Source organism: Pseudoalteromonas sp. MEBiC 03607, from assembly GCF_004792295.1.
GTDB lineage: Bacteria > Pseudomonadota > Gammaproteobacteria > Enterobacterales > Alteromonadaceae > Pseudoalteromonas > Pseudoalteromonas lipolytica_C.
Map to the genome: position 1 here is coordinate 3220912 of NZ_SRRY01000001.1, position 21806 is coordinate 3242717.

Here is a 21806-nt window from a genome sequence, read left to right on the forward strand (position 1 = left end):
CCTATTAGAGGGAGCTGTAGTCCGGTATCGGTTTACCAATTGGCATAATCAGAGAGACAAATTGGCGGTCTCCATCAATACTCATGAGCTGATTCATCTCGTCATCTAGAAAGCCAAATACCATGCAGGATCCCAAATCAATTGAGGTTGCGGCAAGGTGTAAGCTTTGTCCCAATACACCTGCATCCATATGGGTGAGGCGATAGGCCCTGTCCTCATATTTCCATTGCACTCTGTCTAAGTCACTGACCAATACAAAGATGCCTGCGCAGCGTGCAATCCAGTCCTGAAATGAAGTGATTTCAAATATGCGCCCTCTTACTTCGCCTTCACTGACCAACTCCAATGCGTGTTTGTCGGCTCTGTACTTATATATTCCACGGGACAGTGATTCCGTATTCAGCGAAATATAGTAAAGCTGGATAGAGAGCAAACCTCCCCCGGTAGGAGCTAGAGGTGCATGGGGAATAACCTGAGATGAAGTAGTTTTAAATCTATCTCTTGCACTCACTGTGGATGCACATAAACTCGATATTTCAGCAAGAGAAACGGCTTCATCAGTGTAATCTCTCACTGATGTTCTTCTGCGCATCAGTTGTTCAAACTTTTCCGTGGGTTGCTCGCTTGGCTCAGGGAGCGTGATCAAAGTATTGTTATCATCACCTTGGTTAATCGCGGGCCGGTCAGAGAACAAAATGTTGTTCATTACCTGCTTACCCACATCAACATCCAGCTTTAATCCATCGTGAGCCAAGGCCAGAGGGCTAATAGGTAAACCTTCTTCCTGACGAGCCAAAGCACGCTTAATATACACTTCAATAGCCGCCTTATTTGCCGCATCCAGTTGCTCCAACAGAGGAGTAACCGTATCTCCATTCGGAAAAGGACAACTTTGATTAGATTGTTCAGCCGCAGGTGCGGAAGCAGGCATTTCCTGATCTATGGTTTGTTCGCTATTATTCATGACTGTTTGCTCCATTCTTATCGTTTGCGACACCGAGAACGCATTGAATAGACTGTTCGATTCCGTCGAGATCTAAGAAACGATCCACTTCGTTATCGTAGAAGTAATCTAGTTGAGTCATTTTCCCACTTTGCATTTCTTCCTCGTAGTATCCGAGGATATAGCCCAGGTCTAATAGCATTTTGCGGTAACCTTTTGTCCCGAACATCATCATGTATCTCCAAGGACAGCCGACTAGAAAGACCAGTGAATCTTGAGTAGATACTGAACCTGCACTGGGTCCATAAAATGATTGATTTAGCTTTTCCAGCTTTGCGGCGTCGTAATTTCTGTCTTTAACTAGAATTTGTTTGTTGGGCAGGATCTTGCGCAGCTTGTCGCCAGTGAGTACATAAGCGTCTATGGCGTAAAATCTTCTGGGAGCAAATTGTCCCAGTGAATGCAAGCACTGAGGTACTTCTTTATGCCACTCAAACGCCGGCAGTATTGGACTGACATTCATATCACTGACAGTGTCTGGGCTGTAGTTGTATGCAGTGTCCATATAATGCTGAATAATCTGATCTATGCTCTCTTGATTTTCAGCGATTCGCCTAGTGGTGTGGCGAGATACTTTCGAATTTTCGTGAAAGAATTCCGCCGGGTTAATGGAAAGCTCACCGAAGCGGCATTGAAATTCCCTGTATACCTCCGGTAGTAAGTCGATACTGTTAATCGGCGGCATAAAGGTGCCTTCGGCTGTAGTTTTCTGATCTAGAAAATAATCAGCAGGATCGATAAATGGCATAACCGGACTCCTACAAGAACACGTTTCTAAATGGACGGAATGGAGCACAAGCCGGGCAGCGTGGAATGCGTTTAATATCTTCGTAATCGACCGACATGCGCTCGAAGTCAGTCCGTATGGCGCGACTCACCAAATAACTTCTGCCAGTTGTAAGGTAGGTCAGCAGCCCTGCGGTAAACTGTCCTGATACCACATCAACATAGGGAGGGGGGGCTATTCCTAAATCTGGCTGCCCCATTGCACTCACTGCATCATAATAGGTGATTACATCGCGCTTTAAGGTACCGGCGGCGGCAATGCCCTGAACGTCGAACTCGTTAAAACAACCGGTTTCCCCAGGAATAAAAATAGGTCCTGCAACGCCTTCAGAACCATCAAATATACTAATAGCCCAAGGCTTTTCCGCTTCAAGAGCTTGTTCATTGATAGTGTGCAATATGGATTGCATATATTCATCCAGTGCAGCTACTACAAAGTCACACTCTTCAAATACTCTGGCGATATTTTCTTTAGAAAAACTGTCCTCGGTAAAGGTGGAAATACGCTTTAAGTCGTACTGCTGTAAAGATTCAGCTAAACAGTCAGCGATAGGAGCCTGCTCTTGCATATATCTGGGCTCAATACCGAGGAAGCGATGAACGGTATTGGTATTGTTGATTTTGGCGTCATCTGCCAAGATCAAGTGCTGAATGCCGCTTTGCACCAATTGTTTGGCTATGCGACTTCCCGCTTGACCACAGCCTATTACCCCTATGCGTTTATTCGTCAATGGCGTTTTGGCGTCTTGAATAACCCGGTAGTAAACGTCCACTAAATCGTGGTCAGCCTCAACCAGAATTTTTTCTTCAATTAATTGCTCAATGAGTTGGCGGGCATCTTCTTGTTCTTCGTGTTTAACGATTCCCTTTTCTCTGAGTTCCTGAAGATTAGTTTGACTGTTCATATGGTTAATAACACGACCTAATAAACCAGTACGCCCTTTATCCGTCCAATTTTTGGAAAAGAAAGAGCGAGCACTGTGTTTAACCAATATTTCATTTTCGGTGACTTTTATCACTCGAAGATGTGGATTAACCTGATATTTTTCGTTTCCAAGTTCCATTTATAATTACCTTATATTTTTGGGCAACATAGATTCTTTTAAAATGCCAACCCTAGTTAAAGGGCCGGCATTAATTTACTTAGCTTTGGTTTGATCACCGCCATTACAGCAACAACAGCAACAGCACCAGCAGTTACAACCGCCAGGAGCAAACGCTAATCCTGACTCGTATCTGTGATCAAAAACTGAAGATTTTGAGAGTTTCATTTGTCTTCCTTATATTTAAATTTAAAAACCAACCCCACGGTTATTCCGTGTGTTTTCCTACTAACGCTGCAAGTTGCAATGCAACAAGCACCCATTACCGCTAACCCGGTTTTAAATTACATGTAACCCAGTTTCTATGGATATGGTTGTGGTGATTTAGTCAAGTCTTCAAAAGTTAATTTTCTGTCTTTCCAATTTAATTCTTGTGGTAATTCGAAATAACGATCAACTCCATATGAAGGCATTGAATGTAAGTATGGAGGTGTAAGTTTGGTACAGAAAACTTTCGTCAAATGGACTGTTTTTAAATTAGGTAGCGTAAAATTAAAAAATATTGGGTTTAAACCATTTTTTCTGGAAATTTCCAACATTTGCTCGTATTTACTTTCATTACTCTTAGGCTTTTTTATAAGCTCTGATAATTTTATTTTTCCAGAACCTTCTAAATACCATTGGAGCTTTTTGGCGTGGGATGGGTAACCATAGTGACCAATTACTTTGTAGAAAATATCGAACTTTTCTACAGGTACATCCTCTTCAACAAAAAACAGTTCTTTCACTCTTTCTGAGTATGCCCATTGAGGACAATTTAGAATGATTCGGCTACTTCCCTCTGCCTGTGCAAATTCACCTAAGGCTGAGAGGATGGCATCTTCAATTGTTAGACCACCGCCGCCTCCGGAAATATAGTTGTATTTGTTAAAACCTTTAACGAAACCAACAGCAGTGACAGTATAAAAATCCTCTACATCTGTCATATGTAAGTAAAGAGTAATATCGTCAACTAGGGTTTTGGCGTGTTCTAAAATGCGTTGCACTTTAAAATCGTCAGGCAAGCAGTCCAACTCAATGATCTTCGGTGCATGTCCTGTATTCCAGTGTACATTCACAGCATCGCGCTCTAACACTTCAGAAATACCATGATAAACGGCGAGTTCTTTTGTAATGTGAGTCGCTAATCCACCACTTGTGGCATAGCAAAACATATTTTCTTTTGGATGCAGTAAGCTAAATGGCATAACAATTTGAGCAGGCACCCAAATTTTCTCAGAACTATCCAATAATCGTTCACCTTGAATCCATCCCACAAAGGTATCTTCAGTAAATCTCTCGTATTCAAATCCTTCTCTTTCGTATTGTTCATCTGCAAACAAGGGTAATTCACTGGGATGCAAGCAGTTGAATCCTTTTTCCTGCATAGTTCTGTAGGTACCATGTATCAGCCGGTCATCGTATGCAAATGAGATGAAGCTTCCCATTGCCCTCTCGATAACTTCGCCCAAGGAAGAGGCCATCATGGCAGGTAAGTCAAAGCCTTTACCGCCACCAAAAATGGTCCGTTGTATACTACTTTCGAAAGAATTCTTGCCAAGAATATCTCGAGCAATATGATCAAACTCATAGAATTCACAGTTCCCAGTGTACATAGTAAGCCCCCCCGAACCTCTAAAATAACTAAGTATCCTTTTGATTGGTCCCCTTGGGTAATAATAAGAGTTTATTTCTTCATACCCTTTACTTTCCTTGATTCCTGTAATGTAAGGCAAAGACAGGTACTGTTGATTAATTGCAGTCGATTCAATGTTAGCTGACATAGTAATAGCCCCAAGCGAATTTACTTTTTGTTGTTTGTTATTTAGTATTTATTCAAGCCAAAGTACTGCCCGATTGACTCCCCCTTCTCTAGAGTTGGTATCAATGTGTTCCTAATCCAAACATTGTCAGAAATCTCTAACGATTGAGTAAGTGCAGATATTGCCTCTTCTTGCTCGCCAGATACGGATTTGAGCATACCTAACCAAAGATAAGCTTCGTCAAGACCCCATTTAGGTAAGGGGTTACCTCCATTTGAGTTTTGAGTTTTAAAATGCGCTATAGCACTGCTAAACAATTGACTTGCTCTCTCTACGCCTCCACCAAATTGTGGGGGGGTATACACAGCACTCGTCCCTTTGATGAATAACAAGCGAGGATTTTGACTGTCTATTTTCGTCGCAGCTTCAAGGGCATCACGACTTTTAAGTGACAATGCCATAGTTTGTTCTGGTTGGTAACGAATCATGGCATTAGAACATGCTGCAATGAGAATATATGCTTCAGTATACTCTACTGACCTGGCGAGTATATTAGCGTTAATGTCAAGACAGTTTTGAAAATAGGCTTCGCCATTTTCGTAGTCGAGTAACCCAAGCCTATAGTTGATGAGAGCGATATAATACTGAATAAAAAGTAATTCTCCTTCTGAATTAGTCTTTTTATTATGAAGTAATTTCCGATACTCCTTTAAACTTAAAACGTCATTTAAAGAGTATAGTTTTTGTATTCCATCTGAAAAATAATTTAAATCAGATACTTCTTCCACCTCCCCAGCCCTTATAGACAAACTCAAAATACACTGAAATAAAAACAGAAATAAAAACAAAAAAAGCCTCATGATAAACTCCATTTTAAAAAATTATAACAATATAATTTCACTCCTACTTCAACTATTATATCAACATTCAAGAATGTCAAACATTTTCACCACAAAAAAAACACAGGTAAAAAAGATAGAAAAAACAAAAAACCCAAAGCAACACAATGAAAAAAAAAGAATTAATATCAACCTCGAGCAGATACTCAATTCAACATCAAGACCCACAAGTAACTGAATCAAAATAACTATTTATTTTCAATAAATTATAAAAATAAAACACAGAAATAAAACACAGAAATAAAAAACATAGAAAAAAAGCTGAATAAAAACAAAAAAACAATGAAAAATAACCACTTAAAAAGCAACTTCAAAACCCACATTCATATTTGGTGAATTTAAAAAATAATAAACTCATAATCCAGATTAAAAATTCAGCCCTACAAAAAAAACAAAATTAAAATCTAAAAAACAAAAAATTAGCATATAACTTATTAAGTCTATAAAATCATTTTTCGGATCATGAAAAGGAATTATTTCAATACTCTCACGAAATATATTCAAACGAAGAAGATAAATTCTATTTTTAGAAAATTATTGATTGAAGAGTATTTGGCAGAGCACATAACTAATAATATGAAGGAACGTAAAAACACAGAGCAAGATCACGAACTTTACCTTGACTTAAAAATATGATCTTATACTTCTTTTTTAAGTTAGCGCTCTTATGTCTGATCCCTTATTTCTAAAATACTTCTAATAAATTGATGACCCTCGTCAACACACGGTGAGACCGCATTTTGTAAAAAGGCTTTAACACCCAGCTCTTTTCTGATCTAATAACGCCTACATAATCACTATCTACTTGTTAATTATATCGTTATTTAGCCACCTTGAACTTATTGAAGATATGAGTTCTTTTATCTATCAACATCATGATCTTACTGATGTTTTGTTTCTTATCATCTCGGCGGTTTTATCCGGTATGAAGGCTGGAAAAATATTGAAGAAAACTCCCCGATCTCAGGCATTCAGAGCATTTAAACACAGTATTCCAACGCGACATAGCATTGCACGTATTCTTAAAACAGTGGAGACTGATCCGTTGGTTTTGGCCTTGTTCAGTTAGGTCAACGAGCAGCGGTCTCAGTCTGGTAAGCCAATAATTGCGTTTAATGGCAAAACCCTACGCAGTGCCAGTAGAAAGCGTGAGGAAAACTTACATTTGATGTCAGCTTTTGATTGTGTGTATGGTTTAACTTTGTATCAGCGTACGGTAGAAAGTAGGTCCAACGAGATCCCAGCAGTTAGAGCCTTATTAGATGTGCTCGATATTTCAGATTCTATCGTCACATTAGATGCGCTACATTGTCAGAAAGCGACACTCTCAACACTGATTTTAAGAAAGGCTGATTTCACTGGTCGCAGTTGAAAGATACAACAAGTCCGGCTCGACAACAAAAATAGACACACACTGTTACTGTTATTACTTCTGTCGAACCATATGCAAATATGTTACAAAAGCGATCCGCCATCACTGGCACATAGAAAACCAGCAGCATTGGGCGCTAGATGTCGTGTTTAAGGAAGACACTTGCCAGATAGATGAGCCGATTTCGGCGGAAAATATCGCGCTATTCAAACAGGTTGTTCGCAATCTGGTAAAATAGCACACAGGCCGTAAAGATTCGATTCGTGGTAAGTGCTTTCGGGCCAGCTTTGACGATGAATTCAGGGCTGAGCTTATCTTTGGTTAATCGTCGTTAGCAAGCTCTTTGATATCATATTCTTAACTGTCAGTACTGTTATTTCAGGATGTCAAGGTTGGCAAGATATAAAAGATTTTGGACACGATAGACTTGATTGGCTTAGAAAGTTTGTCCCATTTAAAAATAACATTCCTCGCCACGATACTATTGCGCGAGTCATCAGTTGTATAGACATAACACAATTTCAAGATTCATTTTCATCTTGGATGAAGGCTTGTTGTAAGCTTACTTATGGCGAAGTAATCGCCTTAGATAGGAAACGATTAAAAGGCTCATTTACTCAAGCAGATTGAGAGTGAGCTATTACCAAAGCTAACCGAACAAGTAAGAGATCGTGTGCTGTTTAATGAAGCCGACTATCAAAGAAATAGAGAAGAATTCAGGAATTGTGCAATAACATGGTTTAGAAAAATTACTTGAAACGGTTCATTGGAGAGACGCAAAAACGATTGATGTAATAGTCTCTTACAGGAAAGAAAAAGATAAAATAAATAATGAGTTATGCTATCGCTATTACATAAGTTCAGCACATTTAACAGCAGAAAAACTAGTGGTGTCAGCTTGTCAACACAGGCAAATTGAAAATGGATTATGTTGGCGCTTAGATATGGGGTTTAGAGAAGATGATTGCCATTTTAGGCGTGAAGGAGCAGCATTGGTATTCACCGGGCTTAGGCATATCGACTTCAATCATTTAAAAGCAGAGACAAGTATTAAAAAGTATGCTTGAAAAGCAAAAGAAAGCGATGCGCAGTAGGGGTTTTCTTGGTAAAACTTTGACTTAAAAGTGTTTTTAATACTCTCACCCTGCGTAAAAACATAGAGATGTGTGTTATCAAAGAATCTCAAAAAAGCCGCGATGATGGGCGTACCGCGGCTTTGTCTAACTTGAAAAATTAGTTTGCTGGGTTACTTCCAGCTTCTCATCTTATGGCCTTTTAAGGCGTAGAATAAAATGAATACATAACTTGGGATCATAACGATGTAAGCGCCTTGTGCGCCTAGGCCTGCTACGTTTCCTAAACCGATTAATAATGGGCCTAGTGCACCACCTGCAATACCCATGATCAATAACCCTGATGCGGTGCCTGTTAAGCGACCTAAGCCAGCTAAAGCCAGTGGCCAAATTGCAGGCCAAACCATAGCATTAGCAAAGCCAAGTAACGCAATGCATAACAATGGGTCTGGTAATTGTGGGCCACCAAATGGCACTAATAATAGGTTTGAAATAATGAACGAGTCATTGCTGCCAAGTACCACTAACAACACGGTGATAATACCAGCAATACCCGACATTAATAACGCCGTTTGTTGGCTCATAAAGCGTGGAATAGTCAAAATACCAATCGCGTAACCAATCAACATACACGCCATGGTGTAAGAGGTCATAACTGAGTAGTCGGCAACGCCAATCTGTAAAGCGTACGAGCCAATGGTATCTGCTGCAATAACTTCAACAGCAACGTATAAAGCAATACCCACTACACCTAAAACTAAATGAGGGTGTGCTAGGGTTTCTTTAATTTCACCTTTACCGTTTGATGTTTCGTCTTCATCAAACACTAAATCAGGTAATGGTGCAAATTTCGCAAAGGCAGCAAATAACATGATTAACGCAGCAATCAATACATAAGGCATGATAAGGCTATTTGCCATAATGTCTTTTTGCTCTTGCGATAATTTACCTGCGCCATCAACAACACCGCTTACAACTACAGCTGCAAAAATCACCGGCACGATAACACCCGCAAATTTGTTTAATAAGCCCATGATACACACGCGCACAGCGGCTGATTTTTCAGAGCCCATTTTCACCACGTATGGGTTAACAGCGGTTTGTAGTACGGTTTGTCCAACACCTATCATTAACTGTGCGAACAAGAAAATTTCGATCATTTGCAGTTTCGCAGCCGGAATATACATCAGCGCAGATAAAGCCATAATCGCACAGCCAATCGCCATGCCATTCTTATAACCAACGCGTTTGATCAGCATCGCCGATGGGATGCCGGCAACTGTTACTGCAATATAAAAAGAAGAGATGATAAACGAAGCTTGTAACGGCGAAAGCTCAAGCATTTGCTGCAAAAATGGTGTAATTGCACCATTAAGCCACGTTATACACCCTAAGATAAAAAACATTGAGCCGGCCAATACCATTGGCAGCCAGATGCTTTGTTTTGTGTTGTTGTCACACTCAACCGTTGCTTCCATAATTGTTCTCTTAGTTTAATTATTTTTATTTGGTTGGAATCTAGTATACAACTCGATAAAGCTGTTTAATTTCCATACCAATCACAAAAATTTAATCATACACTAACAAAAATGACAGCGCTATCATTTTGCGTTCATATAAGTGCAAAAAAGCCGCAGCTAATTGCTTAGCTGCGGCTTAAACTAAATAGTAACAACTAGTTAGATGCTATTTACCAATCGCTTCTTTGGCGAACAAATGTTTAATTGGACCAAGGTTATCAACTAGGCTTAAACCAACACCACGTACGAGTTTTTTCAGTGGGTTAGCGCCTGCAAATAACTCTTTTAAGCCTTGCATCATGGCAATGTGTTTTTGTGCATCAAGCTTACGAGTTCGTTCATAATCACGCAGCGTGCGTGCACTTGCAAACTCGCCTTGCTCATTACTTAATAGCTCAATTAAATAAGCGGCGTCTTTTAGGCCAAGGTTCATACCTAAACCAGCTAATGGATGAATGGTATGCGCTGCATCGCCCATTAATACCACTTTGCCCGACACCCACTGCTGGGCATAACGCATCTTAAGTGGAAACGCCATGCGCTCACTTTGCACTTCACATAAACCACATTGGCCATCGAGAGCTGCCATGACCGCTTTATTAAAGTTGCTATCATCAAGCGCTAAAAGTGTGTCGCAATGCTCTGGGTTTGTTGACCAAACAATTGAGTGCGTATTTTTATCTGGCAAGGGTAAAAACGCCAGCGGCCCAGTGGGCAAAAACACTTGGCGTGCCGTGTTGTTATGCTCATCAGCGGTTTTAACTGTGGCAACAATGGCGTGATGGTCATAATCTTTAAAAGTAATTGGCATGTTGAACTGCTTGCGAATAGCTGAGTTAGCCCCATCAGCCGCCACTAATAACTTAGCAATTACAGGCTCGCCGCTTTCAAGAGTAATAAACACATCAGAATCAGTTTGATGAATTTGCTGGTAGCGGGTTTCGAACAATAAAGTGGCATTACTTTGCTTTTCAAGTTCGCTAATTAAAGCGTAGCGAATAATGTCGTTTTCAACGATATGACCTAACTGCGGCAAATCGAGATCGTTATGATCAAAATGAATCTTACCAAAGCTGTCTTGATCACGTACATCCATCGACGTATACGGTGTAGCACGTTGTTTAATGATCTCTGGCCATACATTTAATGACTCAAATAAGCCCTGACTAGCTAGGCTTAATGCGCTCACGCGAAGTGCGTAATCATCACCCGGTAAAGTTTGATTTTTACTCGCATCAATCACCACAACGCTGATATCTGCTTTTGCTAAACCGAGTGCTAGCGTAAGGCCAACACAGCCACCACCGACAATACAAACTTGTGCTTGTTTCATATCCGTTTACCTTGCTTAACCTGACCCATAAGCTGTTTTGCCAGTGGGGTTTTTAACGAGGAGAATAAATCCATTGAGAAAAGACCAATGCTGCGACCAAGCGCAAGCAATCGTGATGAGTTTGAGAACAAACGCACTAGGCTGTCTGTGAGTGTCATCACGGTAGTAATATCTTTACTGCGAGTTTGGCTGTAATAACGAGTAAAAGCGTAATCACCAAGGTCGCTTCTATTTGCCATATCACACAATAATTGCACATCACGTAGGCCTAAATTAAAGCCCTGTCCGGCAATTGGGTGGATTGCATGGCCAGCATTACCAATTAATACTGTACGGTGGTTGCTCAGTGATTCTGCTTTACCGTAAACAAGCGGATAACTTGCACGCATACCCACTTTACTAAATGAGCCACCGCAATAACCAAATGCTTTTTGCAGCGCAGCTAAAAAGGCATCGTCTTCAAGTGCCATATGGTGCTCAATTTGCTCAGGCTCCATACACCATACCAGTGAGTATCGGTTGTTACTCATTGGCAACAGTGCCATTGGGCCGTGCTCGGTAAAACGCTCAAAGGCATGATGATGATGACCACCAGCCACTTCGATGTTGGCAATAATTGCCGCTTGCTGATAAGCGCGAGTATTAAACTCAATATTAGCCAGTTTACGACTTTGCGAATGAGCGCCATCGGCAATCACCACAAGTTTTGCGCTTAACTGCTCGCCAGAGTTTAGCGTGATGATGGCACAGTTGCTTTGGTATTCAAGCTTGGCAACCGTATCAGGGCAAAACAAACTAACATCTGTACGAGTAAGTTGCTGGTGAAGACTACGCCCAAATGGATTCACTTCAACCACATAGCCAAGGGCATCATGACCATATTCTTGGCAATCAATATGCGTTTTACCAAAATGACCACGATCAGATACGGTTACTTTTTCAATCGCTGCTGCAAATGACGCTTGGCAATCAAACGCATTGATTGATTTTAAGTACTGAACAGACTGCTGAGCCAGCGCAATGCTTCTATCATCAAAGCTTGGGTGATAGTCTGCGCTTACTTCATTTGCTTCAATTACAGCGATTGATAACTGATTATTGCTCTGTTTTAGGCCCAGAGCACAACTTGCTCCCGCCATTCCACCGCCGATAATGACAACATCAAACTGCTTTGCCACGCTTGCTCCTAGCCTTTATTTGCTTGCATCACTGCTTCAATGTCACTAATGGTTTTAGGAACCGAAATGGTCAGGTTTTCATGGCCATCTTCAGTGACAAGTAAGTTATCTTCAATACGAATACCGATGCCTTTATATTGCTCTGGTGCTTTTGCATCTTCGCTAATATATAAACCCGGTTCGATAGTTAGCACCATGCCCGGCTCAAATACGCGCTCTTTTTCATCAAGCTTGTATTCGCCAACATCGTGTACGTCTAATCCTAACCAATGACCAAGACCATGCATGTAAAACGCTTTGCATGCTTGGTTTGCCATAAGCTCATCAAGCTCGCCGGTTAAAATGCCTAAATCAATAAGCCCTTGCGTTAATACTGTTGAGGCTAATTCATTGGCTTTAGATAAACTGCCGCCCGGCTTAACTTGGCTAAATGCTGCTTCTTGGGCTGCTAATACAATGTTGTAAAGCGCCGCTTGTGGTTCGCTAAATTTGCCATTAATTGGGAAGGTGCGTGTAATATCTGCCGCATAACCTTCAAGTTCACAGCCAGAATCAATTAATACTAAATCGCCATCTTTTAGCTCAGCATCATTTTGTGTGTAGTGCAAAATGTTGGCGTTGTCGCCACTGCCGACAATCGTGCCATAAGCAGGGTGACGAGCACCATTCATTGCATAATGATGATGAAGCTCTGCTTCTAATTGGTATTCAGTTGCGCCTGGTTTGGCAAACTGCATCGCGCGAATATGCCCTTGTGCACTAATTTCGCACGCTGTGCGCATAATGTTTAATTCTGCATCAGATTTAAACAAACGCATTTCATGCACTAAACCACGAATGTCTTTAATAGTGTGTGGGGCTTTATAGCCTTTTTTAGGTGCGCTGCGAAGTGTGCTTAATAAATCCCAAATTTTTGCATCGAAATTTGCGTAAGTACCTTGCGCATAAAATAAAATCTGCTGGCCGTTCACCAAATCTAATAATTGTTCATCTAGTTCACTAAGTGGGCACGTTGCGTCGAATAAGTACTCAGATTTAGCTTTTTCGAAGCCAATTCGACGGCCATGCCAAATTTCAGCTAGTTTGTCTTTGTTACGACAAATAAGCGTACTTGGTGTATCGCTCGACGGGCAAAGCACTAAAACTGCATCTGGTTCGTTAAACCCAGTAAGATAGAAAAAGTCACTGTCTTGGCGAAATGCATATTCAGTATCACGGCTGCGTGTTACTTCTCCAGCAGCTGGAATAATAGCCACGCTGTTTTTATCCATCATCGCAAGTAAACGCTCGCGACGGGCTTTAAATTCAGCTTTATCGATAGCAATAGACGACATGCTAAACCTCTGTAATTTGATTAGTGAAGGGTCTTTTTAGTACTTTTTCCTACTGGCTCTTTACCTAGCTCAGCAAAACATAGCAATGCAGAAACACGCACATACTCAATCACTTCGTGCAGTGCTTGGCTGTCTTCTTCGGTCTCTTCAAACATGGTGTCTAGGCGGGTAATTTCACTAAAGTCGCTGATCACTTCTTTCACATCAGCTGATAACTTGCCGTAATCTTTTTGTTTTAAACCAAAACCAAGCATAAAACCCGATACCCAAGATACTAAGCCATTGGCTAAATCGATCAGCGTTTCATCATCGCTTGGTAAAAATAGGTCAAACTGAAATTCTTCATCACTAAAACTGGCAACAACCTGAGAATATACATCAGCAAAAAATGCTTTTAAATCTTTACTAAAAGCTTGGCCATCGTTGAATACATCACTTAATAAACCTAAGTATTCATCGGCTTCAATATTGATGCCACAGGCTAATAAACCACTTATCACACCATGGGCTTCTGACGGTGCGACAAAAATTTCATTTTTTTCTAATAACAATTGGGCTTGTTGGTAATCAGGTAACGTGCTCATAACTTTTTCTTTGTTCGGCTAAGTAACGTCATGCTACCACTCGATAAATCGCAACTCCAATTAATTGTATGATTGAGGTCAAAAAGCAATCTGAAAAGTAAATAAGCAGTTAAAGGTGGGGAAAAACTACGCGAACGATCCGCTTTTTTTGCTTCTATGGTTTAAGGATTGAAACTTGTCTTATATACTGAAGGTGTTCCCTAGGGTGCAGGAGCTTGGTTAAGTCCCTGAGCCGATAAATTTTATGTTAGGGTTTCTGTTCGTTTACTATTGTGCAAGCTCGGCATGTACCGAGAAGCCTACGGTAGACCGCAGATCCCCGCCCTGAAACCTCAAGGTTTCAGGACTGACACCGGGCACCGCATACTTGGGGAACACCATCAAGCTATCAGCTATCAGCTATCTGATCTGACTCCGATAAAGTAGACACAAGGTTTAATTAACTTGTTCGTACTGCATGGGACTTTTATACCCTAGGGTGCCATGCCTTCTTACTGAGTTGTAGTATTTTTCAATATAAAAATACGTTTGTGTTGTCATTTCACTACGACTCAGTTCATTTAAATTCTTTATCCACTCCTTTTATACTGCGCAAAGAAGCTTTCTGAGCATGCGTTATCCCAGCAGTTGCCTTTTCTAGACATACTCACTGTGACACCTCTATTAGTTAACCACTTCACTGTTTCCTTTGCGACATACTGAGCTCCTTGGTCTGAATGAAAGAGCAAATTCGAACCATCAGGTTTACGTGCTGACCATGCTTTCCTCAGTGTTTTAATAACTAACTCGGCGTTGTTTATACGGCTTGTTACCCAGCCAACAACCTTACGAGAGTACAAGTCAAGGATGACGCATAAATACTGCCAACCATCTTTACAGCGTACTTGTGTGATATCTGATACCCACACGGTATTTACTGCATCAACATTAAACTGGCGCCGTAATAAATTACTCGCTTTGATTGTACCTTCTTTCTTCGAGCGGCTTGTATAGCGTCTTTTACCTGACTTTGAACGATAGCCAACGCTTTGTAATAGTCTCTGCACACGCCCTTTACTGCAATCAAAACCATGTGCTACCGCTGCCTCCCAGAGCTTCCTATAACCAGGAATACAGTGCTCTTGGTCGCTGACATACTTTAGAAATTTCAGTAACGAACTGTTTTCTTTCTGGCGTGTGCTAGGTAATTGCTTTAACCATTTATAGTATCCAGCCGGCGACACAGATAACCAGCTGCACAACTTCTTCACTGTGCGTTTGGCGTCTGTGACCTTGTGGATATATTCGAACCTTATTCTTTTAGGCTGTCGAAGTAGACCTTCGCCTTTTTTAAAACGTCATTCTCCAACTGAGCATCTTCGAGTTGCTTCTCAAGCTTGCGAATTTGGCGTTCTAAATCTGTGTATGATTTGTCAGGGCCTTGGTTCTTTAGTGGCTTTGCCGTTTTCTTTTTCGAGGTCATGTGACTTCTCCAACTTGATAGCATGTCAGGATGAATACCGTACTTATTAGCGACCATCTTAACTGTATCTGTGGTGTCTAACGACTCTTGAACGACTTTTATTTTAAATTCGAGGGAATATCTACGCTGTGACTTTACTTTCATGATTACTGACTCCAAAAAGGTGTCTACTTTTATGGAGTCAGATCAATCAGCTATCGAAAATCTTCGATGTAGTTTTTCTCTTATACAAAACTTATTATTCTTATTCGCGCGAAATAAATTTCACGCCTACGGTATTATTTAGTTTCAAGTTATCAATACTTTCCCTATATTTCCCTTTACAATAAATTTTAGTTTTCGGCGTTGAAACGCTTCCTACATCTCGAAACTCGTTAACTTAACTCTTTCCTCTTGCTAACTCGCTAACTTGTTTGTTTTTCTGATAGCTGACGGCTGAAAGCTGATAGCTCCTGTGTGTTGGGTTTCATTTCACTCTACCCAACACACATGTTTTCAACCTATCGCCCCTACTTAAACCATCCCTGAAAGCGCTCCATTAATAGGTAATTAACTGGCACTAATAACAAGGTGATAAGCGTTGCGAAGATAATCCCAAAGCCAAGGCTTACCGCCATAGGAATAAGGAATTGTGCTTGCGTTGCTTTTTCAAATAGCAATGGCATTAAACCAATAAAGGTGGTTAAACTGGTTAACATAACAGGACGGAAACGTGCCGCCCCAGCAATCTTAACGGTTTCAAGTAAGTCACCGCCTTCTTCACGCTTCTTATTGATAAAATCAACCAGTACGAGTGAGTCATTCACTACCACGCCTATCAAGGCTAACATGCCAAGTAAGCTCATAATGGTTAACTCCATACCCATTACCCAGTGCCCCATTACCGCACCTATCATGCCAAACGGAATAACACTCATCACGATCAATGGCTGGGTATACGACTTAAACGGTATCGCTAATAACGCATAAATAATAAAGAATACAAACACGAGGCCCCAAGCCAGTGAACCAAATGACTCACGCTGCTCTTTGGCCTCACCTTCGAGTGTGTAATCAACACCTGGGTATTGCACCATTAGCTCATCTAAGTAAGTTTTTAAGTCTGCTTGTAGTACCGTCATATTGGTATTTGATTTTTCAACATCAGCTGTGACATTCAATGTTCGATAGCGGTCAATACGGTAAATAGACGATGGGCTTTGCCCCGGCACTAAAGTAGCCACATGCGAAAGCGGCACAGTCCCACCAGCAGGTGTTTTAATAAGTATGTCTTTTAAGTCTGCAACCGAGCGACGCTCTTCAATCGGTAAGCGTACCATTACCCGCACATCGTCGCGCCCACGTTGAATGCGCTGTACCTGCGCTCCAAAAAACGAGTTACGCACTTGCTGCGATACATCAACACGGTTTAATCCAAGCGCTAAACCTTGCTCTGTCAGCTCAATTTGCAACTCTTCTTTACCATCTGACATGCTATCGGCTATTTCGTACACAGTTGGATACGTCGATAAACGCACTTTAACTTTTTCAGCAACTGCTTCGAGGGTGTCGATTGAGCTACCGCTTAACTGTACATCAATCGGGCTAGATGTTCGGCCAAACTCAGCACGGAAAGTGACACTCTCTGCTCCCGGTATAATACCGATAAGATCACGCCATTCGCTGGCAAGTTCTCGTGAGCCTATATCTGATTCACGCTTTTCTGCTGGCATGATCTCAAATCTAACACTACCGGTATTTGACGAACCACCACGGCCACCTGTGGTTGCCAAAATATTTAGAATTACACTTTGGCCGTCTTCATCGCGGTATTTGTCTTGTAATTCTTTTGCCTTGTCTGACATTTTAATGACGTATTTATTGGTCACTTCAAACGGTGTTCCGGCAGGGAAAGTTACGGATGCACGTACAGTTTCACTAGGAATACGCGGGAAAAAGGTAAATTTAGTCCAACCACTTGTGATCAAGGTAACAATTATTACAAAAATCCCCACAAATAAGCTAACCGTAGCCATTTTATTCTTTAAAGCTAGATTCAATAATGGTTGGTAATACTTCATTATTGCGTGTTCAAAACCATCAGCAAAACGCTGTTGAAGACGCTCTAGTCTCGATGGCTCGCCCTTTTCATGACGTAGCTTCAAGTATTTTAAGTGTGCTGGTAATACAAACTTAGACTCAATCAAAGAGAACAGTAAAACCGGAATAACCACGACAGGAATTTGTGCAAAAATGGCGCCTCGAGCACCTTCAATAAAAGCGAGAGGTAAAAATGCCGCAACGGTTGTAAGTACACCAAAGGTGACTGGAGTTGCCACCTCTTGCGTTCCACGAATAGCGGCTTGCTCACCACTTTCTGCAGTTTTTAAATGGGTATAGACGTTTTCACCGGTCACAATGGCATCGTCAACAACAATACCGAGTACCAAAATAAAACCAAATAAACTGATAACGTTAAGTGTAATACCAAATATCGGCATCATTAAAAACGCGCCCATGAACGACACTGGGATACCAATAAATACCCAAAATGCAATGGCTGGACGCAAGAATAAGGTGAGTAGTGCGAGGACTAAAATTCCGCCCTGAATAGCGTTACTGGTAAGCGTTGCTATTCGGCTTTTTACAACTTCTGAGTCATCATCCCAATAACTTAACTCAAACCCTTCTGGAAGCTGGCTCTGATGCTCAGTTATGTAATTTTTTACCGCATCAGCAACTTCAATCGCACTTTGCGGACCAATACGATACACATCAATAAATGCAGCTTGCTTACCATTAAAGCGAGTGCGAACTGGGGTTTCTTCAAAATCATCACTAATACGGGCTATATCACCTAAACGAATAATCGTGCCATCAGCTTGGTTTTTTACCACTATATTAGCAAATTCATCTTTGCGATAAGCTTGGCCTTTCGAGCGGATGAGTACATCACCCCCTTCTGTTTTTAAGTTACCGGCAGAAACATCAGTACTAGAATTGCGAATTGCTGATGATATGTCAGCTAAGCTTAAATCATACTGGCGTAAGGTATCTTGGCTCACCTCTATTGCTATTTCGTAATCACGAACCCCACTTAGCTCAACTTGAGTTACACTTGGTAAACGCAGTAGTTCATCACGCACGGTTTCTGCGTATTCAAGGGTTTCTTTTTCGCCATAAATACTTGAAACAGAAACGGCAATTACTTCTCGCTTCCATTCAGCAAGCGAAACTATTGGTTTTTCAGCATCGACGGGAAAGGTGTTAATTGCATCTACTCGGCTTTTAATGTCAGCCAAAAGCTCCCTAGGATCATACCCAGTCTCAACTTCAATACTTACCGAAGAAGAACCTTCAGAAGAGCGGCTAGTGATACGCTTAACTCCCTCAAGATCTTGCACCGCTTCTTCTATGCGAATTGATACCCCTTTTTCAACATCTTCAGGAGTTGATCCTCGAAGTGATACACTGACACTAATTCGGTCAGACTCAAACGATGGAAACACTTCAAGTGGTATTTGCGTCGAAACGCTAAATAAACCTGCTAATAAAATGCTGATCAGCAATAAGTTTGCTGCAACATGATTCTTTGTAAACCAAGCAATCATTATTGCGCTCCTTGCTCTTTAGGCGGCTGTTGATTGCTTGAACGCTTAGCTTTTCCTCTGGTTGCCTGATACTCTTCGCTACCCATAACGGTAACTTGCGTACCAGAGCTCACTTGACCAAGCGGTGTAATCACCAAGTTATCGCCTGCAGACAAACCATCAGCGACAACAGCTTGGTTAGCGTTTTGCCAAGCAAGTGCAATATTTTTACGACGCAGTACACCCTGCTCTTCTACGTAAACATAGGTGCCTTGGTAAATTGCGCTATTTGGGATCACAATGGCATTTTCAATAGCTTTACCAGTAATTTGTGCTTTGATGTACTGACCAATTTTAATTGGATACTGATTCACAGTCGTGGCTTTATAAGGGTCGTTAATTTGCGCAACCACATAAAGCTGCTGCGCATTTTCATCTATAGCACCTTCAGTACGAATAACTTGACCTTGCCAATGCTGTTTACCAACAAGGTCTGAGCTGAATTCAACTAATGAACCCGCGCTATTTTTAGCCCCATCACGAAATTGCTCTGGCAAATTAATAAACGGTAAGTCTTTATTTTTGATTGGTAAACGGATCTCAACTCTATCGATAGCATAAATACTGGCAAGCTCCATGTTATTACTCACCACTTGGCCTAAATCAACGCTACGACTTAAAACACGACCCGCATATGGTGCTGTGATCTTTGTACGCTCTAAATCAAGTTTCGCTTTTTCAAGTGTCGCTTGCGCAGACAACACACTGGCTTCGGCTGCTGCTAATTGTGGTTTACGAAGTACCAAGCTACTTGCTTGCTCGCCTTTACCTAAGCGCTTCCAGTCAGTTTCGGCCTGCCGACCACGAGCCTGTTCTTCAAGTAAACCTTGCTCGGCTGTTAATAAGGCCGCTTGCGCTGATTTTACTTCGGCACGGTGATCTCTATCATCTAATCGCAACAACACATCGCCTTTTTCAAAAAAGCCACCTTCGCGAAATTGCTCACTTATTTCAATAATTTGCCCTGATGCTTGCGCGACTAACATACTTTGCGTTCGCGGTTTTACGGTACCAAAACTATCAATCATCACTTGATAAGTTTCTGGCGTTAAGGTTTTAACAGCCACATTTACTTTCGCTTTCGGTGGTGAAGAAAAACGATTTGCTTGCGGCGGGTTACCTTTAATAAACATGACGAGTAATACCGTCACGACAATGACAATAACTGGAATTAATATTTTACGTGTCTTAGTATTCATGATTATTGCTCTGCTACTTCGCTATTTGCTTCACTAAAGTCGCCGCCAAGGGCAATGTGTAAGTTGATTCTATTTTTAATAAGTTGGTTTTTGAGTTCGATAACAGAGCTTTGCGCGTTAAAAGAGCGATCTTGCGCATCAAGCACTGTCGTGTATGTTACTAAACCACTTTGATATTGCTCAAAAGACAAACGCTCTGCGGCAATTGCATTTTCTTGTGCTTCTAAGGTTTTTTCATAACGCACTTTCAAGGCTTGCTCTTGGCTGATTGCAGTTTCAACTTCATTAAATGCATCATAGAGTGTGGCAAGGTAAGCTTGCTCCTGACGTTTAACGCTAAGCCTTGCCTGCTCTTCATTGGCTTTTAAGCGACCACCTTCAAAAAGCGGCATTGAAATACTACCAATCAGTGACCAAGCTAAGCTTGAAGGCGAAAATAAATCACTCACTCTATCTGTGCTATCACCGATAGATGCTGAAAGATTTAAGCTCGGAAAACGTTGTTTGTGCGCGTAAGCAAGTCCTGCATCAGTACTTAACAACTGATACCAGCTCGCCATTAACGCTGGTTTGCGGGTGATAAGCTCTGAAGGTAAACCCAAAGGAATTGTGTTCTCAAGTAGTGGCAAATCGGCACTAACCGATAATGCCCCAGCAGGATATTGGCCTGTTAAACGCTCTAAATCACGAATTGATTTAGTTAAGGTAGCTTGCTGTGCAGCAATATTCGAGCGCTCAGTATTTAGCTCATTACGGGCAAGGTAAACGTCAAGCGCTTCATTTAAACCTTGACGATAACCCGACTCAATAATATCTAAGTTTTTCTCGGCGTTTTGTTCGCGCTGCTTATATAGTTCAAGTAATTTGTGGTTAGTAATTACATCAAACCAACCCGAAACCACATCAGCTACTAATTGTTGTTTGCTTTGCGAAAATGTGGCTTTTTCAGCTAAATATTCAAGGTTTGCTTGCCGTTCAGAGGCCGATAATTTGCCCCATAAATCAACTTCGTAGCTTAATTCTAATGATGCAGAACTAGCGTTGTTATAACTAACAGGGCGATTATCTTTACTACGGCTCGCTCGTGTTGATAAATCAAGGCTTGGCCATAAATCGGCCCCAGCAGCAATAAGCTGTTGCTCTTTAATCGCCACATCATAACCTGCTTGTAAAATTGCTTGGTTATGGGCTAATGCTTGCTCAACTAAATTAAAAACTTGAGGGTCTTGTAACTGCTGCAACCAATTATCTTCAACAGCAAGAAATTTGTTGTCCGTAGGTAATTGCTGCCATGCACTTGGTAAGGTCTCAAGCTCAGCGACTCGTTCATTATGAGTCGTCTGGCTTGCACATGCACTTAGCAAAATTACACTTAAAGCCAATAAACTCGGCTTATATTGCCAATTCATTCTAAAAACCTGAAAAACATCTATTTATGATTGTAATTCAAGCACTACCTTAAGTTTTGCTCAACTGACTTTACATAACATTACACTGCCTGACATTTGGGGACGATGAATGGTAGATAAATGGAGATAAGTTACAAGTTGCGAGTTGCGAGTTGCGAGTTGCGAGTTGCGAGTTGCGAG

13 protein-coding genes, 1 other RNA gene and 2 pseudogenes are annotated in these 21806 nt (G+C 41.2%); 2 read left to right on the forward strand and 14 right to left on the reverse strand.

The genetic code is table 11. The annotated features are described in order from the left end of the window. Positions 1-4 precede the first annotated feature (4 nt). The 5 genes from E5N72_RS14615 to E5N72_RS14635 all read right to left on the reverse strand — a co-directional run bounded on the left by E5N72_RS14615 (position 5) and on the right by E5N72_RS14635 (position 5422). Positions 5-964 (reverse strand): SagB/ThcOx family dehydrogenase, encoded by a 960-nt coding sequence (locus E5N72_RS14615; protein WP_168246744.1) that lies wholly within the window; start codon positions 962-964, stop codon positions 5-7. After that, positions 957-1751 (reverse strand): hypothetical protein, encoded by a 795-nt coding sequence (locus E5N72_RS14620; protein ID WP_135925805.1) that lies wholly within the window; start codon positions 1749-1751, stop codon positions 957-959. The genes E5N72_RS14615 and E5N72_RS14620 overlap by 8 nt, the downstream gene beginning before the upstream one ends. Before the next feature lie 10 nt (positions 1752-1761). Further along, positions 1762-2853 (reverse strand): ThiF family adenylyltransferase, encoded by a 1092-nt coding sequence (locus E5N72_RS14625; RefSeq protein WP_135925806.1) that lies wholly within the window; start codon positions 2851-2853, stop codon positions 1762-1764. Between the two features lie 341 nt (positions 2854-3194). Beyond that, the gene (locus tag E5N72_RS14630; RefSeq protein WP_062564946.1) at positions 3195-4655 is read right to left on the reverse strand and encodes a YcaO-like family protein; all 1461 of its coding nucleotides are present in this window, start codon (positions 4653-4655) and stop codon (positions 3195-3197) included. Positions 4656-4696: 41 nt separating this feature from the next. After that, entirely contained in the window at positions 4697-5422 is a 726-nt protein-coding gene (locus E5N72_RS14635) for a hypothetical protein (protein ID WP_135925807.1), read from the reverse strand. Positions 5423-6347: 925 nt separating this feature from the next. Here E5N72_RS14635 and E5N72_RS14640 point away from each other — a divergent pair. Beyond that, a pseudogene (locus E5N72_RS14640) lies at positions 6348-7230 on the forward strand (ISAs1 family transposase). Between the two features lie 921 nt (positions 7231-8151). Here the strand turns inward: E5N72_RS14640 and E5N72_RS14650 are convergent. From E5N72_RS14650 to E5N72_RS14670, 5 genes are all read right to left on the reverse strand, one after another. Then, positions 8152-9456: an MFS transporter gene (locus tag E5N72_RS14650; protein WP_055198117.1), complete on the reverse strand. Its 1305-nt coding sequence runs from the start codon at positions 9454-9456 to the stop codon at positions 8152-8154. Between the two features lie 208 nt (positions 9457-9664). After that, positions 9665-10831 (reverse strand): FAD-dependent monooxygenase, encoded by a 1167-nt coding sequence (locus E5N72_RS14655; RefSeq protein WP_135925808.1) that lies wholly within the window; start codon positions 10829-10831, stop codon positions 9665-9667. After that, complete coding sequence (gene ubiH, locus E5N72_RS14660; RefSeq protein WP_135925809.1) at positions 10828-12009, reverse strand: 2-octaprenyl-6-methoxyphenyl hydroxylase; 1182 nt, start codon at positions 12007-12009, stop codon at positions 10828-10830. The genes E5N72_RS14655 and ubiH overlap by 4 nt, the downstream gene beginning before the upstream one ends. A gap of 8 nt (positions 12010-12017) precedes the next feature. Further along, positions 12018-13343, reverse strand: coding sequence for a Xaa-Pro aminopeptidase (gene pepP / locus E5N72_RS14665; RefSeq protein WP_105174778.1), 1326 nt, complete (start codon positions 13341-13343; stop codon positions 12018-12020). Between the two features lie 20 nt (positions 13344-13363). After that, a complete protein-coding gene (locus E5N72_RS14670) occupies positions 13364-13927 on the reverse strand; it encodes a UPF0149 family protein (RefSeq protein WP_135925810.1) in 564 nt (187 codons plus the stop codon). Positions 13928-14121: 194 nt separating this feature from the next. Here E5N72_RS14670 and ssrS point away from each other — a divergent pair. Beyond that, positions 14122-14305, forward strand: a non-coding RNA gene (gene ssrS / locus E5N72_RS14675) — 6S RNA. A gap of 57 nt (positions 14306-14362) precedes the next feature. Here ssrS and E5N72_RS14680 read toward each other — a convergent pair. From E5N72_RS14680 to E5N72_RS14695, 4 genes and pseudogenes are all read right to left on the reverse strand, one after another. After that, a pseudogene (locus E5N72_RS14680) lies at positions 14363-15533 on the reverse strand (IS3 family transposase). 365 nt (positions 15534-15898) lie between these two features. Beyond that, complete coding sequence (locus E5N72_RS14685; RefSeq protein ID WP_135925811.1) at positions 15899-18979, reverse strand: efflux RND transporter permease subunit; 3081 nt, start codon at positions 18977-18979, stop codon at positions 15899-15901. Further along, on the reverse strand, positions 18979-20217 hold the full coding sequence (locus tag E5N72_RS14690) for an efflux RND transporter periplasmic adaptor subunit (RefSeq protein ID WP_135925812.1): 1239 nt from the start codon (positions 20215-20217) through the stop codon (positions 18979-18981). Before E5N72_RS14690 ends, E5N72_RS14685 begins: the two co-directional genes overlap by 1 nt. A gap of 2 nt (positions 20218-20219) precedes the next feature. Further along, entirely contained in the window at positions 20220-21626 is a 1407-nt protein-coding gene (locus E5N72_RS14695) for an efflux transporter outer membrane subunit (RefSeq protein WP_135925813.1), read from the reverse strand. Positions 21627-21806: the final 180 nt, after the last annotated feature.